This window comes from Methylomonas sp. MED-D (assembly GCF_050276835.1).
Lineage (GTDB): Bacteria > Pseudomonadota > Gammaproteobacteria > Methylococcales > Methylomonadaceae > Methylomonas > Methylomonas koyamae_A.
Window position 1 is genome coordinate 789416 of sequence record NZ_CP189965.1, and the last position, 16901, is coordinate 806316.

The following is a 16901-nucleotide window of genomic DNA, read 5'->3' on the forward strand; positions in this document are numbered from 1 at the left end:
CGAATGCCCAGCAAACCGGGCTGGCGGTATTTTACCGCCGGCCTTTTACTGTTTGTCAAACAAACGGTAGTAAATCATCCCTGACGACGAAGGTATAGAAGCAATATGGCCTATTCTTTTACCGAAAAAAAGCGCATCCGTAATAATTTTGGGAAAGGTTCGGAAGTACTCGAAGTTCCCTATCTCTTAGCAACACAGATTGATTCTTACGCAAATTTTTTGCAGTTGGGCGCGGACCCAGAAAAAAGACGCAATCAAGGATTACATGCTGCATTTTCGAGTGTATTTCCGGTGGTTAGCCACTCAGGATACGCGGTTCTGGAATATGTCAAGTATCGTTTAGGTGAGCCGGCGTTCGACGTCAGAGAGTGTCAGCAGCGGGGGGCCACTTTCTCCGCGCCATTGCGCGTAATGGTGCGCTTGGTGATTTACGACAAGGACGCCCCTGCCAATACCAAAGTCGTAAAAGATATTCGCGAGCAAGAAGTCTACATGGGTGAGTTACCGTTGATGACTGAAAACGGCACGTTCGTTATCAATGGAACTGAGCGCGTCATCGTGTCGCAATTACATCGTTCGCCTGGGGTGTTTTTCGATCACGATAAGGGTAAGACTCACTCTTCCGGTAAATTGCTGTTTAACGCTCGAGTGATTCCGTATCGCGGCTCTTGGTTGGATTTCGAGTTCGACCACAAAGACGCGGTTTATGTGCGTATCGACCGCCGCAGAAAGATTCCGGCAACGATCTTGCTGCGCGCCTTGGGTTACGACAACGAAGAAATGATTCAAATTTTCTTCGACACCAATAAGTTTTCGTTGACTGCCGACAAATTCATGTTCCACGTGATTCCGGAACGGCTGCGTGGCGAAATGGCGGTGTTTGACATAAAGCATGACGGTAAAGTGCTGATCGAAGAAGGTCGGCGCATCACCGCGAAACACGTTCGCCAACTCGAAAAATCCGGCGTCACCGAGATCGAGGTGCCACGCGATTATTTGTTCGGGAAGATTCTTGGGCACAACGTTGTGGATACAGCCACTGGCGAATTGTTAGCCAGCGTTAACGACGAATTGACCGAAAACCTGTTGCAAAAACTGATCGATGCCGGTGTCAGCGAGATCAACACCTTGTACGTAAACGATTTGGATCGGGGCCCATATATTTCCAACTCGATGCGCCTGGATACGACAACCAATCGCTTGGAGGCCTTGGTAGAAATTTACCGGATGATGCGCCCAGGTGAACCGCCCACGGTCGAATCCGCCGAAAACCTGTTCGAGAACCTGTTTTTCACCGACGAGCGTTACGATTTGTCGGCAGTCGGCCGGATGAAGTTTAATCGGCGCTTGGGCCGAGAGGAAATCATCGGTACGGGCACGTTGAGCAAGGAAGACATCATCGACGTATTGAAGGAGTTGATCAAAATCCGCAACGGAAACGGCATTGTCGATGACATCGATCATTTAGGTAATCGCCGGGTACGGTCCGTGGGCGAAATGATTGAAAACCAATTTCGGATCGGATTGGTGCGAGTCGAGCGAGCAGTTCGAGAACGCTTAACTCTGGCTGATTCCGAAGGGCTGATGCCGCAAGAAATTATTAACGCTAAGCCTGTGTCTGCCGCAGTGAAAGAGTTTTTCGGCTCCAGCCAATTGTCGCAGTTTATGGATCAAAACAATCCATTGTCGCAAGTGACCCACAAGCGCAGGGTCTCCGCGTTGGGTCCAGGCGGTTTGGCCAGGGAGCGTGCCGGTTTCGAGGTTCGCGACGTTCATACCACGCACTACGGTCGGGTTTGTCCGATCGAAACGCCGGAGGGACCAAATATCGGTTTGATCAACTCGTTGTCGGTCTACGCCAGGACTAACGAATACGGCTTTCTTGAAACGCCGTACCGGAAAGTAGTCAACGGTATGGTGACCGATCAAGTCGATTATATTTCGGCTATCGAGGAAGGCGAGTATGTGATTGCGCAGTCCAGTGTCGCGGTAGACGAACACGGTAAATTGGTCGAAGGCTTGGTATCCTGCCGCTACAAAGACGAATTTACGTTAGCTTCGTCAGAGACCGTGCAATATATGGACGTGTCCTCCAAACAAATCGTTTCGGTCGCGGCATCGATTATTCCATTCTTGGAACACGACGACGCTAACCGGGCGTTGATGGGCTCCAACATGCAACGGCAAGCGGTTCCGACCTTACGAGCGGAGAAACCGCTGGTTGGTACCGGTATGGAGCGTGTCGTCGCCAAAGATTCCGGCGTAACTGTTGTGGCGACCCGTGGCGGTCGTATCGAAGCGGTTGACGCGGCCAGGATCGTGGTGCGAGCCAACGATAATGAAACGGTCGCCGGCGTACCGGGTGTCGATATTTACAACCTGATTAAATACACCCGGTCTAACCAAAACACCTGCATTAATCAGAAGCCGCTGGTTAAATTGGGCGATATCGTTAACAAGGGCGACATCCTCGCCGACGGTCCTTCTACCGACTTGGGCGAGTTGGCTTTGGGGCAAAACATGCTGATCGCCTTCATGCCTTGGAACGGCTACAACTTTGAAGACTCGATTCTGGTCTCCGAGCGCGTGGTTAAGGAAGATCGTTTCACGACAATCCATATCGAAGAGAAAACTTGCGTCGCCAGGGAGACGAAGCACGCTCCGGAGGAGATTACCGCCGATATCCCGAATGTCAGCGAGGAAGCGTTATCCAAGTTGGACGAGTCTGGTATCGTTTACGTCGGTGCCGAAGTCAAGGGTGGCGACATCCTGGTCGGAAAAGTTACGCCCAAGGGCGAGACTCAACTGACGCCGGAAGAAAAACTGTTACGGGCTATTTTCGGCGAAAAAGCCGCCGACGTTAAAGACACCTCGTTACGGGTGCCTGGCAACGTAAGGGGTACCGTTATCGACGTGCAGGTATTTACTCGCGACGGTGTCAAGAAAGATAAGCGCGCTCTGGAAATCGAAGAAGCCGAAATCAAGCGTTATCGGAAGGATTTGGACGATCAGCTGAAAATTGTCGAGCACGATATTTTCGCGCGGGTCAAAGCGATGTTAGTTGGTAAGAAAGCTGAAAAAGGTCCGAATGGTCTGAAAAAAGGCGAGGATATCGTTCGCGAGTATCTGGATAGTTTGGTCCCTTCGGAGTTGATGAAAATCAAAACCCAAGACGAGGATATCAACGTTCAATTGGAAACGATCGCCGAGCATATCGAGCAACAACGCAAGGAATTCGACGAACGTTTCGAACAGAAAAAGAAAAAAATCACGATGGGCGACGATTTGGCGCCTGGCGTGCTGAAGATGGTCAAGGTTTATTTGGCGGTCAAGAAGCGTATTCAGCCCGGCGACAAGATGGCGGGTCGACATGGAAATAAAGGGGTTATCTCCCAAATCGTGCCGATCGAAGACATGCCTTACACGGCGGACGGTAATCCGATCGATATCCTGCTGAATCCGTTGGGCGTACCTTCGCGGATGAACGTCGGGCAGGTGTTGGAAACCCATTTGGGTTGGGCCTCGAAAGGCTTGGGCATCAAAATCGGCAAAATGCTGGAAGCTCAGGCCAAAGTTGTTGAAATTCGCGGTTATCTCGAAAAAATCTACAACTGCAGCGGACGGAAGGAAGATTTGGATTCGTTCTCCGATAAAGAGGTGCTGGAGTTGGCGGCCAATTTAGTTGGTGGCGTCCCGATGGCAACCCCGGTTTTCGACGGCGCATCCGAGGATGATATCCGGGAAATGTTGCGTCTGGCCGATCTGCCTGAACACGGACAAACTCGGCTTTACGACGGGTTAACCGGTGAACCGTTCGAGCGTGAAGTCACCGTCGGCTACATGTACATGCTCAAATTGAACCACTTGGTGGATGACAAAATGCACGCGCGTTCCACGGGGCCATATAGCTTGGTCACTCAGCAACCGCTGGGCGGAAAGGCGCAATTCGGCGGCCAGCGTTTTGGGGAGATGGAGGTGTGGGCCTTGGAGGCTTATGGCGCCGCTTATACCCTACAGGAAATGTTGACCGTGAAATCCGACGACGTTACAGGCCGTACCCGAATGTATAAAAACATTGTCGACGGAAACCATTCAATGGAAGCGGGAATGCCGGAATCCTTCAACGTTTTGGTCAAGGAAATACGTTCGCTTGGCGTCAATATTGAAATGGAACAAGAGTAATCGGGCTCTGGATTTGGTTCTGGACAACATCGGATAACAATTAGAGAGGATAAGCTCTTGAAAGATTTAATGAATTTTTTAAAACGTCAAGGTCGCACCGAAGATTTCGACGCTATCCGCATTGGTTTGGCTTCTCCCGACATGATTCGCTCGTGGTCGTATGGCGAAGTGAAAAAGCCCGAAACGATTAATTACCGCACGTTTAAGCCTGAGCGTGATGGTTTGTTTTGCGCCAAAATCTTTGGTCCTATCAGCGACTACGAATGTTTGTGCGGTAAATACAAGCGCTTAAAGCACCGCGGTGTAATTTGCGAAAAGTGCGGGGTCGAAGTAACGCTATCCAAGGTTCGTCGCGAACGGATGGGACACATCGATCTGGCCAGCCCGGTCGCTCACATTTGGTTCTTGAAGTCTCTCCCGTCGCGTATCGCGTTGCTGCTAGACATGACTCTGCGGTCGATCGAGCGCGTGTTGTATTTCGAGACATTCGTCGTCACCGATCCCGGTATGTCGCCGTTGGAAAAAGGTCAGTTGTTGACCGACGAAGAGTATTTGAATGCGATGGAAGAACACGGTGATGATTTTGTCGCCAAAATGGGCGCCGAGGCGATTTATGATCTGTTGAAATCCATCGACTTGAAAGATGAAATCAACAAGTTGAAGGAAGAGATCAATTCGACCAACTCCGACACCAAGATTAAAAAGTATTCTAAACGGCTGAAGGTCATCGATTCTCTGCTGGCGTCCAACAATCGTCCGGAATGGATGATTATGACCGTGCTGCCGGTGCTTCCGCCCGAATTGCGTCCGCTGGTGCCGTTGGACGGTGGCCGTTTCGCGACCTCCGACTTGAACGATCTGTACCGCCGCGTCATCAACCGCAATAACCGTTTGACTCGGTTATTGGACCTGAACGCCCCGGACATCATTGTTCGCAACGAAAAACGAATGCTGCAAGAAGCCGTCGATGCCTTGCTGGATAACGGCCGTCGCGGCCGGGCCATTACCGGTAGCAACCGGCGCCCGCTGAAATCGCTGGCCGATATGATCAAGGGCAAGCAAGGTCGTTTCCGCCAAAATCTGTTGGGCAAACGGGTCGACTATTCGGGGCGTTCGGTAATCGTGGTCGGTCCAACCCTGAGATTGCACCAATGCGGTCTGCCGAAAAAAATGGCCTTGGAGTTGTTCAAGCCGTTTATATTCAGCAAGCTGCAACTGCGCGGATTGGCGACCACGATTAAAGCCGCTAAAAAAATGGTCGAGCGCGAAGGCGCTGAGGTGTGGGATATCCTCGAAGAGGTCATCCGTGAGCATCCGGTGCTACTGAACCGTGCGCCAACGCTGCATCGTTTGGGCATCCAAGCATTCGAGCCGACCCTAATCGAAGGCAAGGCGATCCAACTGCACCCGTTGGTGTGTAGTGCGTTCAACGCCGACTTCGACGGCGACCAAATGGCTGTGCATATTCCGTTGTCGATCGAGGCGCAGTTAGAAGCTCGTACCTTAATGATGGCGACCAACAACATCTTGTCGCCCGCAAACGGAGAGCCGGTGATCAACCCGTCGCAAGACGTGGTTTTGGGCCTCTATTACATCAGCCGTGAAAAAGTCAATGCGGTCGGAGAAGGCAGCATATTCACCGATTTGGCCGAGGTTATGAAAGCCTTGGATGCCAAGACAGTGGAGTTGCAAACCAAGGTTCAGGTCAGGATTACTGAAAAACTTAAAAACGCTGACGGTGAGTGGGAAAGCATCACCAGTCGTAAACAAACAACGGTGGGGCGTGCCCTGATCTGGGAGATTGCTCCAGATGGCATGCCGTATGAGCTGATCAACGTTGATATGACCAAGAAAAACATTTCGAGGTTGATCAACTATAGCTACCGCTACTTAGGTATAAAAGAAACAGTCATTCTCGCCGACCAAATCATGTATTTGGGTTTCAAATACGCAACGAGAGCGGGTGTTTCGTTCGGTATCGAAGACATGGAAATTCCGGCTAAAAAAGCCGATATCATTCGTTCCGCCGAGGCCGAGGTTAACGAAATCCAGAATCAATATGCGTCAGGGTTAGTGACCGACGGCGAGCGATACAACAAGGTCGTCGATATTTGGTCGCGGGCAAACGATCAAGTTGCGAAAGTGATGATGGAAGGCTTGGGTGAAGACGAAGTGGTCGACGCCAAAGGTAATAACGTCAAACAAAAATCGTTTAACTCGATCTTCATGATGGCCGAATCTGGCGCGCGGGGTTCAGCGGCGCAGATTCGCCAATTGGCGGGGATGCGCGGATTGATGGCTAAGCCGGACGGTTCGATCATCGAAACGCCAATTACAGCGAACTTCCGGGAAGGTCTGGACGTATTGCAGTATTTCATCTCGACGCACGGTGCTCGTAAAGGTTTGGCGGATACGGCGTTAAAAACCGCTAACTCCGGTTATCTAACTCGACGTCTGGTTGACGTGGCGCAGGATCTGGTGATTGCCGAGCTGGATTGTGGGACCCAAAACGGTCTGACCATGACGCCGATCATCGAAGGCGGCGATGTGGTCGAGCCGCTGGTCGATCGGGTATTGGGCCGCGTGGCAGCAGTCGATGTGACCGACGCTTCCGGTTCAAAAGTGTTGATCCCGGCGGGTACGATGATCGATGAGAACCTGGTGACCGTTTTGGAGGAAAACGGCGTTGATAAAATGCTGGTTCGGTCGGTTATTACTTGCGAATCTCGGGTGGGCGTTTGCGCCAAATGTTACGGCCGCGATTTGGGACGTGGGCATCTGGTCAATAGCGGCGAGGCCATTGGTGTCGTCGCGGCTCAATCGATCGGTGAGCCGGGTACTCAGTTGACGATGAGGACCTTCCATATTGGTGGCGCGGCCTCCAGGTCGGCGGCTGTCAGCAATGTTCAAGTTAAATCCAGCGGTACCGCAAAACTGAATAACCTGAAGACCGTTAGAAACCGAGAAAACAACTTGGTCGCGGTATCCCGTTCCGGCGAAGTTGGCGTGATGGACGATTATGGCCGTGAAAGAGAACGCTATAAGATTCCGTATGGCGCGGTACTTTCGGTCGACGACGGCGGACGTGTCAGTGCCGGTGACATTATCGTCAACTGGGACCCGCACACTCATCCAGTTATCACCGAAGTGGATGGCTTCATTCAGTTGATCGATTTTATCGACGGTATCACCGTTCAAGAGCAGTCGGACGAAGTCACCGGGCTTACATCGCGTGTGGTAACCGATCCTAAGCAACGAAGTGCGGCCGGTAAAGAGCTGCGCCCCATGGTACGGTTGATAGACGAACAAGGTGGACAAATTAACTTACCTGGAACCGATATTCCGGCTCAATATTTCTTGCCCGCCGGCGCAATTGTCGGGGTTAAGGATGGTGGTGAAGTAAAGGTTGGTGACGTATTGGCCCGGATTCCGCAAGAATCCAGTAAAACCCGCGATATCACCGGTGGTTTACCGCGGGTTGCGGACTTGTTCGAAGCTAGAAAAACCAAGGATCCGGCCATTCTTGCCGAAGCTACCGGTATGGTGTCTTTCGGTAAGGAGACGAAGGGTAAGCAGCGCGTCATCATTACCGACGCCGAAGGGGAGCAATATGAAACGCTCATTCCAAAATGGCGTCATATCACGGTGTTCGAAGGTGAGTTTGTAGAAAAAGGCGAAACGATTGCCGAAGGGGAATTGACGCCGCACGATATTCTGCGTCTGAGAGGTATCGAGGAGCTGTCTGATTATCTGGTTAAGGAAATTCAGGATGTTTACCGTCTACAGGGTGTAAAAATAAACGACAAACATATCGAAGCCATCATCCGGCAAATGCTCCGGAAAGTTGAGATAACGGCTTCCGGCGAAACCGATTTTGTGAAAGGTGAGCAGGTAGAGCGCGTATTGGTCAATATTGTTAACGAACAGGCGGAAAAAGAAGGGAAAATTCCTGCTAGCTATGACTCGTTGTTGTTAGGGATCACTAAGGCATCGTTGGCGACTGAGTCGTTTATATCCGCCGCCTCTTTCCAAGAGACCACAAGAGTGTTGACCGACGCTGCAGTGCGAGGCATCAGCGATAGTCTGAACGGCCTAAAAGAAAATGTCATTGTTGGTCGTTTAATCCCGGCCGGTACAGGTCTGGCCTATCACGAACAAAGGCGGAAAAAACGACATGCCGACTTGGCGAGCGGGATGGATTCCGGCATGTCTTCAGTCGAAGTGGTCGATGTCGAGGAAGCGCTGAAACAGGCGTTGAATATAGAATAGCTCTAGTAAAAAAGCTTGACCTAACAATGATCTGCAGGTATTATGCTCTGCTCACATCAGCCAAGAGATTTGGGTGGAGCAATGCCATTCGGTTGGGCGACTAATTGTATTGCTTATTAACATTGCATATTTGGAGTAGTTAAGAATGGCCACGATCAATCAGTTGGTCCGTAAGCCTCGTGCTAAAAAAATCGAAAAGACCAATGTTCCGGCATTGGAAGCCTGCCCCCAAAGGCGAGGTGTGTGTACTCGTGTTTATACGACTACGCCTAAGAAGCCTAATTCGGCCTTGCGTAAGGTGGCTAGGGTTAGATTGACCAATGGTGCCGAGGTTAGTAGTTATATTGGCGGAGAGGGCCACAATTTACAAGAGCACTCCGTGGTTCTGATTCGTGGTGGCAGGGTCAAAGACTTGCCCGGTGTTCGTTATCACGTAGTTCGAGGAAGCTTGGATACTTCAGGCGTAAAAGATAGAAAGTGCGGGCGCTCCAAATATGGCGCTAAGCGGCCTAAGAAATAAAGGTTGGTAAACAATGTCTAGAAGAAGAGTTGCGGCGAAAAGACCGGTCAATCCTGATCCAAGGTTTGGTAGCGATATGTTGTCCAAGTTCATGAATATGATCATGGTGGACGGCAAAAAGTCTGTCGCTGAAAAAATTGTATATGGTGCGTTGGATGTGATTGAGCACAAAGGGCATAAAGAGTCGCTAGAGCTTGTGGCAAAGGCGCTGGAAAATGTGCAGCCTAGGGTTGAGGTAAAGTCTCGTCGCGTAGGAGGGGCAACCTATCAGGTTCCGGTGGAAGTGCGTCCTGCGCGTAGACTGGCGTTGTCAATGCGTTGGTTGATTGATGCTGCCCGTAAGCGTAACGAGCGGACCATGGCTGCGAAGCTGGCCGGGGAATTGCTAGATGCGTCCGAGGGTCGTGGCGCGGCGGCTAAGAAGCGAGAAGATACTCATAGAATGGCCGAAGCGAACAAGGCTTTCGCTCATTATCGCTGGTAAGGTTCGTGATGCCTTTGGGGTGATAACGTGGTTCGCAAAACGCCTATAGAGCGTTATCGAAATATAGGCATAATGGCCCACATTGATGCCGGGAAGACGACCACTACCGAGCGTGTTCTGTTTTACACAGGGGTTTCGCATAAGATCGGCGAAGTGCATGACGGCGCCGCGACAATGGATTGGATGGCTCAAGAGCAAGAGCGGGGCATCACGATTACGTCAGCGGCGACAACGTGTTTTTGGTCTGGAATGTGGAAGCAACATTCCGAGCACAGAATTAATATTATCGATACGCCAGGGCACGTTGACTTTACGATTGAAGTTGAGCGGTCTCTTAGGGTGTTGGACGGCGCTTGTGCGGTGTTCTGTGCGGTAGGAGGTGTGGAGCCTCAGTCCGAGACAGTTTGGCGGCAAGCTAACAAATACCACGTTCCTCGTTTAGCATTCGTTAATAAGATGGATCGTACCGGGGCTGACTTTTACAGGGTATTAGAGCAGATAAAGGGACGATTAGGTAGTAACCCTGTGGCCATGCAGCTGCCAATAGGTGTAGAGGACGGTTTTAAGGGGGTTGTTGATCTTATTGAAATGAAGGCTGTGTATTGGGACGACACCAGTATGGGGCTGAAATTTCAGCAAGGGGAAATTCCTGTCGACATGGTTGTTCAAGCTGGTGAATGGCGGGAAAAATTGCTTGAAGCGGCTGCTGAGGCGTCCGAAGAGTTTATGGATAAATATCTTGAGCAAGGCTTGTTGAGTAATCAGGATATTAAGTTAGGTATCAGAGCGCAAACGCTTAATAATAAAATTGTTCCGGCGTATTGCGGCTCCGCCTTTAAAAACAAAGGCGTTCAGTGTGTATTAGATGGTATCATTGACTATTTGCCATCCCCTTCAGACATTGATGCTGTGGTAGGGCATGTAAATGACGAATTAGATGCTATACGTCAGCCGACTGACGACGAATCTTTTTCCGCGTTGGCTTTTAAAATCGCCACCGACCCGTATGTTGGGATGCTGACATTTCTGCGGGTTTATTCAGGTGTTTTAAAATCCGGCGATGCTGTTTTGAATGTTGCAAAAGGCAAGCGTGAACGAATTGGACGCATTGTCCAAATGCATGCCAATAGTCGGGAAGAGATTGGAGAAGTTCGAGCCGGCGACATCGCCGCCGTAATCGGATTAAAAGAGGTTACTACCGGTGATACGTTCTGCGATATGGCGCATCCCATTTTGCTGGAGCGTATGGAGTTTCCTGAGCCGGTAATCTCTGTTGCGGTAGAACCGAAAACCAAAGCCGATCAAGATAAGATGGGCAATGCGTTGGCAAAACTGGCGCAGGAAGATCCGTCCTTTCGTGTGAGTTCCGATCCGGAATCCGGGCAAACGCTAATAGCGGGCATGGGGGAGCTTCATCTCGAGATCATTGTCGATCGGATGCGGCGCGAATTTAATGTCGAAGCTAATGTCGGCGCACCGCAGGTGGCGTACAGGGAAACGATACGTAAGTCCTTGGAGTGCGAGGGTAAATTTATTCGACAGACCGGCGGCAAAGGGCAGTACGGTCACGTGTGGCTCAAGTTGGAGCCCAAGGCGGCTGGTAGCGGCTATGAGTTCGTAAACGGCGTTGTAGGTGGGGCTGTTCCTAAAGAGTATATCCCTGCGGTAGATAAAGGTATTCAAGAGCAAATGGAAAACGGCGTACTCGCTGGTTTCCCAATGGTGGACGTCAAGGTTACTTTGTTCGATGGTTCGTATCATGATGTCGATTCGAATGAAATGGCTTTCAAGATAGCAGGGTCTATGTGTTTCAGGGATGGGGCTAAGGCTGCAAATCCTGTATTGCTGGAACCCATTATGAAAGTGGAAGTAGTCACTCCAGAGGATTATATGGGGGAAGTCGTTGGTGACGTTAACCGGCGCAGAGGGGTTATTCACGGCATGGAAGACGTACCGGCTGGTAAGGTAATTAGTTGTGAAGTGCCGCTCTCGGAAATGTTTGGCTACGCAACCGATTTGCGATCGGCCACGCAAGGTAGAGCAACCTACAGTATGCAGTTTGAAAGATATAACGAAGCACCTGCGCATATAGCGGAAGCGATTATTAGAAAAGTATCTTAAATTTTTTATAAATATCAGGTATCGAGTCATGGCAAAAGAAAAATTTGAAAGAAAGAAACCGCACGTAAACGTGGGCACGATTGGTCACGTCGACCACGGAAAAACCACGTTGACCGCCGCGTTGACGAAAGTAATGGCGGAGCTGCAGGGCGGTGAAGCAAAAGCTTTCGATCAAATTGACAATGCGCCAGAAGAGCGTGCGCGCGGTATTACTATTTCGACCTCGCACGTTGAATACGAGTCTGCGTCACGCCACTACGCACACGTAGACTGCCCGGGGCACGCCGACTACGTCAAAAACATGATTACCGGCGCCGCTCAAATGGATGGCGCGATTTTGGTTTGCTCGGCTGCCGACGGTCCGATGCCGCAAACCCGCGAGCATATCCTGCTGTCTCGTCAGGTCGGCGTTCCGTACATCGTGGTGTTCCTGAATAAAGCCGACATGGTCGACGACGCGGAACTGATCGAGCTGGTTGAAATGGAAATTCGCGAATTGTTGAATCAATACGAATTCCCCGGCGACGACACCCCTATCATTATCGGCTCCGCGCTGAAAGCGTTGGAAGGCGATCAAAGCGAAATCGGCGTGCAATCCGTTGTCAAGCTGGTTGAAGCACTGGACAGCTATATCCCTGAACCAGAGCGCGCGATCGACGGCAAATTCTTGATGCCGATCGAAGACGTCTTCTCGATTTCAGGCCGCGGTACCGTCGTTACCGGTCGTGTAGAGCGTGGGATTATTAAAGTGGGTGAAGAGGTCGAGATCGTCGGCATTCGCGACACGCAGAAAACCACCTGTACCGGTGTAGAAATGTTCCGCAAACTGCTCGATCAAGGCCAAGCGGGCGACAACGTAGGTGTCTTGTTGCGTGGCACCAAACGCGACGACGTCGAACGCGGTCAAGTTCTGGCTCACGTGAACAGCATCAAGCCGCACTCGCACTTTAAAGCCGAAATTTACGTGCTGTCCAAGGAAGAGGGTGGCCGTCATACGCCATTTTTCAACGGCTATCGGCCGCAATTTTACTTCCGTACCACCGATGTCACAGGCGCGGTTGAATTGCCGGAAGGCGTCGAAATGGTGATGCCTGGCGACAACATCTCCGTCACCGTCAAATTGATCTCACCGATCGCGATGGAAGATGGTCTGCGCTTTGCAATTCGCGAAGGCGGTCGCACCGTGGGTGCCGGCGTCGTGGCTTCTATCATCGAGTAATTAACCATGGCAAATCAAACTATCAGAATCCAATTAAAGGCATTCGATCATAAACTCATCGATCAATCCGCCGGAGAGATAGTAGAGACAGCGAAGCGGACTGGCGCCCAAGTTAAGGGTCCGATTCCTTTGCCTACTAGAAAAGAAAGATTCACAGTACTTATTTCGCCCCACGTTAACAAAGATGCGCGCGACCAGTACGAGTTGAGAACTTATAAGCGGTTGCTTGATATAGTCGAGCCAACCGATAAAACAGTCGATGCCTTGATGAAGTTGGATCTGGCGGCTGGCGTAGATGTACAAATCAAGCTGAAATAAGCAGTAAGTAATAATTTTGAGGATTGGCAGATGTCAATAGGTCTTATTGGTCGTAAATGTGGTATGACCCGGATTTTTTGCGAAGACGGTTCAGCGGTACCAGTAACTGTGCTCCAAATTGACTCGAATAGGGTCATACAAGTGAAAAGTATCGAAAAAGATGGGTATCGTGCGGTTCAAGTTGCTGCGGGCGATATCAAGTCTTCGAAAGTCAATAGAGCAATGGCCGGTCACTATGCATCTGCCAACGTTACAGCGGGTAGGGGGTTGTGGGAGTTTCGGCTGAGCGACGAACAAGGTGTCGATTTGGCGCCCGGCGCATCTTTGGACGTAAATGTTTTTGAAGCCGGACAAAAAGTGGACGTTTCCGGCACAAGTATCGGTAAAGGTTTTGCCGGTACGGTTAAAAGGCATAACTTCCGTACTCAGGATGCAACGCACGGTAACTCGCGATCTCACCGCGTACCCGGTTCGAATGGTATGAATCAGACCCCTGGACGGGTTTTCAAGGGCAAGAAAATGTGCGGTCAGATGGGTGCGGTGAAAACCACGGTACAAAACCTGACGGTTCATTCTATTGACTCTGAAAGGGGGTTAATACTCGTTAGAGGCGCTGTACCCGGTGCTAAGGGCGGTGATGTCGTCATCACACCAGCAGTCAAGAAAGGTTAATAAGGTTAATTTATGAGTTTGCAAATACCTGCAATAAACGGTGGAGACGCAGCTCAAGCGCTCGATGTCTCTGAAGCCGTATTCGGTCAAGAATACAACGAGACGCTGGTGCATCAACTGGTAACAAAATACATGGCTGGTGCTAGGGCCGGAACAAAAGCGCAAAAGACTCGCTCGGACGTGAGCGGAGGCTGCGCTAAGCCGTGGCGGCAAAAAGGCACTGGACGTGCACGCGTTGGTAGCACTCGCAGCCCAATTTGGCGGACAGGCGGTGTTACATTTGCCGCCCAGCCCCGTTCGTACGACCAAAAGTTGAACAAGAAAATGTACAAAGTAGGCATACGCTCAATCTTTTCAGAGCTTTTAAGACAGGGGCGTCTTGCGGTTTGCGATGACCTCACTCCTGCCGTGCCAAAGACCAAAGAGTTCCTAAAAAAAATCAGCGGGATCGAGGTCAAACGTCTACTAGTAGTGGCTGAGGATTTGAACGAAAATCTGATTCTTGCTGCCCGGAATATTCCTTATGTCGCAGTTGTAACACCGACCAGCGTCGATCCGGTGTCTTTGGTTTCGGCTGACAAAGTCATTGCCACGGCGGCGGCGTTGAAACAAATTGAGGAGCGATTGGCATGAGTGCTCAAAAAATTAAGTTAGCAAATGTGCTGCAGGCCCCAATCATTTCAGAAAAAAGCACAAACGCTGCGGATCAAAACAACCAGTTCGTCTTTAAGGTTCAAAAAACTGCTAGCAAACTACAAGTAAAGCAGGCGGTCGAGCTCATGTTCAATGTAAAAGTCGAATCAGTTCGGGTTTTGAACGTGAAAGGAAAAATAAAGAGATTTGGACGCAGTATCGGTAAACGCTCTGATTGGAAAAAAGCATATATAAAGCTTGAATCCGGTCATAGCATCGAATTGGCAACGGCATAGTAAGTTTTAATTAGGTTAATTAGGAGCGGTAGAAGAGCATGGCTATTCTGAAATCAAAGCCGACATCTCCAGGTTCTCGGTTTGTAGTGCGTGTACAAAATAATGATTTGCATAAGGGTAAGCCATTTGCGCAACTACTGGACAAAAAAGGGAACACTGGCGGTCGTAACAACATGGGGCGAATCACCACGCGCCACATCGGCGGAGGACACAAAAAGTTCTACCGTATCATAGATTTCAAACGCAACAAGACAGATATTCCGGCTGTTGTTGAACGGATCGAATATGACCCAAATCGGACTGCGAATATCGCGTTGGTGCTATTTAAAGACGGTGAGCGCCGCTATATTATCGCGCCCAAAGGCATTGAGCTGGGTCAAGAAATACTGAGTGCCGAAACAACGCCAGTTAAACCAGGCAATTGCATGCCATTGCGGAACATGCCACTTGGCACGACTTTGCACTGCGTAGAGTTGCGGCCGGGTAAAGGAGCTCAAATCGCCCGGAGCGCCGGAACGTCGGTGCAATTGGTCGCGAAAGACGGCGCCTACGTTACAGTTCGCCTGCGATCCGGTGAGATGCGTAAGGTCTCCGCAGATTGCAAGGGTGTCGTCGGCGAAGTATCTAACTCCGAACATAACTTGATTTCGTTAGGGAAAGCCGGTGCGAAGAGATGGAGAGGTGTTCGCCCGACAGTGCGCGGTGTCGCAATGAACCCGGTCGATCATCCCCATGGTGGCGGTGAAGGGCGCACTTCCGGTGGTAGACACCCGGTATCACCCTGGGGTACCCCTACTAAGGGTTATAAAACGCGCAAAAACAAACGTACTGACAATATGATTGTCAGACGCCGTAAGCAAAAATAAGAGGTATCTGACGTGCCACGTTCAATTAAAAAAGGTCCATTTATCGATCACCACTTGTTGAAGAAAGTAGACGAAGCGGTTCGAACGAATAATAGGAAACCGATTAAAACCTGGTCTAGAAGGTCGATGATTAGTCCTGAGATGTTGGGGCTGACCATAGCGGTTCATAACGGAAAACTACACGTGCCGGTCTTGATTACCGAAAATATGGTTGGTCACAAGTTGGGTGAGTTTTCGCCAACGAGAACCTACAAGGGCCATATTGCTGACAAGAAATCGAGATAAGGAGTGAATGTGGAAGTATCAGCAAAATTGAGTAACGCTCCGCTGTCTGCTCAGAAGGCAAGATTGGTTGGCGATCAGATTCGCGGTTTGCCGGTTGAAAAAGCGCTAAACCTGTTGAATTTCAGCTCAAAGAAAGCCGCCGCAATTGTTAAGAAGGTTTTGGAATCGGCAATTGCGAATGCAGAGCATAACGAAAATGCCGATGTCGACGAGCTGAAAGTATCGACGGTCTTCGTGAATGAAGGCAGGACGTTAAAACGCGTAAGTGCAAGAGCTAAAGGGCGTGCAAACCATATCCTGAAAAGGACTTGCCATATAACCATTAAAGTAGCAGAGAAATAGAGGTAGAAAATGGGACAAAAAGTACATCCCACTGGGATTCGTCTCGGGATTGTAAAAGATTGGACTTCTAGATGGTACGCAAATAGCCAGAACTACCCTGTACTGCTGCTGCAAGATCTTAAGGTTCGCGAATACATAAAACAAAAGCTTGCGCACGCTTCAGTTAGTCGCGTTCAGATAAATCGTCCGGCGAACAACGCGAACATTACTGTGCATACTGCGCGGCCTGGTATTGTTATCGGCAAGAAGGGCGAAGACATCGATATTTTGCGACAAAATATTTCCGCAATGATGGGCGTTCCGGTTCAGTTAAATGTGGAAGAGATTCGGAAACCTGAACTAGATGCTTATTTGGTAGCGGAAAGTATCGCTCAGCAACTCGAAAAACGAATTATGTACCGCCGAGCTATGAAAAGAGCCGTTACGAACACAATGCGTTTAGGTGCCGAGGGTATCAAAATTACAGTCGCTGGACGGTTAAATGGTGCGGAGATCGCTAGAACCGAGTGGTATCGCGAAGGTCGAGTTCCTCTTCATACGTTGCGAGCCGATATTGATTACGGTACCGCCGAGGCGAAAACGACTTACGGCATTATCGGTATAAAAGTCTGGATATTTAAAGGTGAGGTGTTCGATATGGACGCCCATACAGCCTCTTTAAATGCCGAAAATAAGAAGTAGTTGAAGGAGTAAA

Annotated in this window: 14 protein-coding genes; all 14 read left to right on the forward strand. The window is 50.1% G+C overall.

From position 1 onward, the window contains the following. Positions 1 to 105: 105 nt before the first annotated feature. The 14 genes from rpoB to rpsC all read left to right on the forward strand — a co-directional run bounded on the left by rpoB (position 106) and on the right by rpsC (position 16888). Entirely contained in the window at positions 106 to 4182 is a 4077-nt protein-coding gene (gene rpoB, locus ACQE3E_RS03485; RefSeq protein ID WP_313729060.1) for a DNA-directed RNA polymerase subunit beta, read from the forward strand. 69 nt (positions 4183 to 4251) lie between these two features. Next, positions 4252 to 8451, forward strand: a complete 4200-nt coding sequence (gene rpoC, locus ACQE3E_RS03490; protein ID WP_071158708.1) for a DNA-directed RNA polymerase subunit beta' — start codon at positions 4252 to 4254, stop codon at positions 8449 to 8451. 145 nt (positions 8452 to 8596) lie between these two features. Beyond that, a complete protein-coding gene (gene rpsL, locus ACQE3E_RS03495) occupies positions 8597 to 8971 on the forward strand; it encodes a 30S ribosomal protein S12 (RefSeq protein WP_013820393.1) in 375 nt (124 codons plus the stop codon). Between the two features lie 13 nt (positions 8972 to 8984). Beyond that, complete coding sequence (gene rpsG / locus ACQE3E_RS03500; protein WP_064023902.1) at positions 8985 to 9455, forward strand: 30S ribosomal protein S7; 471 nt, start codon at positions 8985 to 8987, stop codon at positions 9453 to 9455. Between the two features lie 27 nt (positions 9456 to 9482). Continuing rightward, positions 9483 to 11576, forward strand: a complete 2094-nt coding sequence (gene fusA, locus ACQE3E_RS03505; protein ID WP_281022270.1) for an elongation factor G — start codon at positions 9483 to 9485, stop codon at positions 11574 to 11576. Between the two features lie 28 nt (positions 11577 to 11604). Further along, on the forward strand, positions 11605 to 12795 hold the full coding sequence (gene tuf, locus ACQE3E_RS03510; RefSeq protein ID WP_281022268.1) for an elongation factor Tu: 1191 nt from the start codon (positions 11605 to 11607) through the stop codon (positions 12793 to 12795). 6 nt (positions 12796 to 12801) lie between these two features. Continuing rightward, on the forward strand, positions 12802 to 13113 hold the full coding sequence (gene rpsJ, locus ACQE3E_RS03515; protein WP_020484801.1) for a 30S ribosomal protein S10: 312 nt from the start codon (positions 12802 to 12804) through the stop codon (positions 13111 to 13113). A gap of 30 nt (positions 13114 to 13143) precedes the next feature. Continuing rightward, positions 13144 to 13785 carry a 50S ribosomal protein L3 gene (gene rplC, locus ACQE3E_RS03520; RefSeq protein ID WP_064027404.1) on the forward strand — a complete coding sequence of 214 codons (642 nt, stop codon included), beginning with the start codon at positions 13144 to 13146 and terminating at the stop codon, positions 13783 to 13785. Between the two features lie 12 nt (positions 13786 to 13797). Next, positions 13798 to 14418: a 50S ribosomal protein L4 gene (gene rplD, locus ACQE3E_RS03525; protein WP_071158636.1), complete on the forward strand. Its 621-nt coding sequence runs from the start codon at positions 13798 to 13800 to the stop codon at positions 14416 to 14418. Then, on the forward strand, positions 14415 to 14714 hold the full coding sequence (gene rplW, locus ACQE3E_RS03530; RefSeq protein WP_064027399.1) for a 50S ribosomal protein L23: 300 nt from the start codon (positions 14415 to 14417) through the stop codon (positions 14712 to 14714). The genes rplD and rplW overlap by 4 nt, the downstream gene beginning before the upstream one ends. A gap of 38 nt (positions 14715 to 14752) precedes the next feature. After that, the gene (gene rplB, locus ACQE3E_RS03535) at positions 14753 to 15580 is read left to right on the forward strand and encodes a 50S ribosomal protein L2 (RefSeq protein ID WP_064027397.1); all 828 of its coding nucleotides are present in this window, start codon (positions 14753 to 14755) and stop codon (positions 15578 to 15580) included. A gap of 12 nt (positions 15581 to 15592) precedes the next feature. Then, complete coding sequence (rpsS, locus tag ACQE3E_RS03540; protein WP_064027395.1) at positions 15593 to 15865, forward strand: 30S ribosomal protein S19; 273 nt, start codon at positions 15593 to 15595, stop codon at positions 15863 to 15865. A gap of 9 nt (positions 15866 to 15874) precedes the next feature. Beyond that, positions 15875 to 16207, forward strand: coding sequence for a 50S ribosomal protein L22 (gene rplV / locus ACQE3E_RS03545; protein ID WP_071158639.1), 333 nt, complete (start codon positions 15875 to 15877; stop codon positions 16205 to 16207). Between the two features lie 9 nt (positions 16208 to 16216). After that, positions 16217 to 16888, forward strand: coding sequence for a 30S ribosomal protein S3 (rpsC, locus tag ACQE3E_RS03550; protein ID WP_071158634.1), 672 nt, complete (start codon positions 16217 to 16219; stop codon positions 16886 to 16888). The last annotated feature ends 13 nt before the right edge of the window (positions 16889 to 16901 follow it).

What these genes read in the sequence shown, in the direction of transcription:
- rpoB (WP_313729060.1), top strand. Translation starts at nt 106, where the DNA reads ATGGCCTATTCTTTTACCGAAAAAAAGCGCATCCGTAATAATTTTGGG.
- rpsG (WP_064023902.1), top strand. Translation starts at nt 8,985, where the DNA reads ATGTCTAGAAGAAGAGTTGCGGCGAAAAGACCGGTCAATCCTGATCCA.
- rpsJ (WP_020484801.1), top strand. Translation starts at nt 12,802, where the DNA reads ATGGCAAATCAAACTATCAGAATCCAATTAAAGGCATTCGATCATAAA.
- rplC (WP_064027404.1), top strand. Translation starts at nt 13,144, where the DNA reads ATGTCAATAGGTCTTATTGGTCGTAAATGTGGTATGACCCGGATTTTT.
- rpsL (WP_013820393.1), top strand. Translation starts at nt 8,597, where the DNA reads ATGGCCACGATCAATCAGTTGGTCCGTAAGCCTCGTGCTAAAAAAATC.
- rpoC (WP_071158708.1), top strand. Translation starts at nt 4,252, where the DNA reads ATGAATTTTTTAAAACGTCAAGGTCGCACCGAAGATTTCGACGCTATC.
- rplW (WP_064027399.1), top strand. Translation starts at nt 14,415, where the DNA reads ATGAGTGCTCAAAAAATTAAGTTAGCAAATGTGCTGCAGGCCCCAATC.
- tuf (WP_281022268.1), top strand. Translation starts at nt 11,605, where the DNA reads ATGGCAAAAGAAAAATTTGAAAGAAAGAAACCGCACGTAAACGTGGGC.
- rplD (WP_071158636.1), top strand. Translation starts at nt 13,798, where the DNA reads ATGAGTTTGCAAATACCTGCAATAAACGGTGGAGACGCAGCTCAAGCG.
- rpsC (WP_071158634.1), top strand. Translation starts at nt 16,217, where the DNA reads ATGGGACAAAAAGTACATCCCACTGGGATTCGTCTCGGGATTGTAAAA.
- rplB (WP_064027397.1), top strand. Translation starts at nt 14,753, where the DNA reads ATGGCTATTCTGAAATCAAAGCCGACATCTCCAGGTTCTCGGTTTGTA.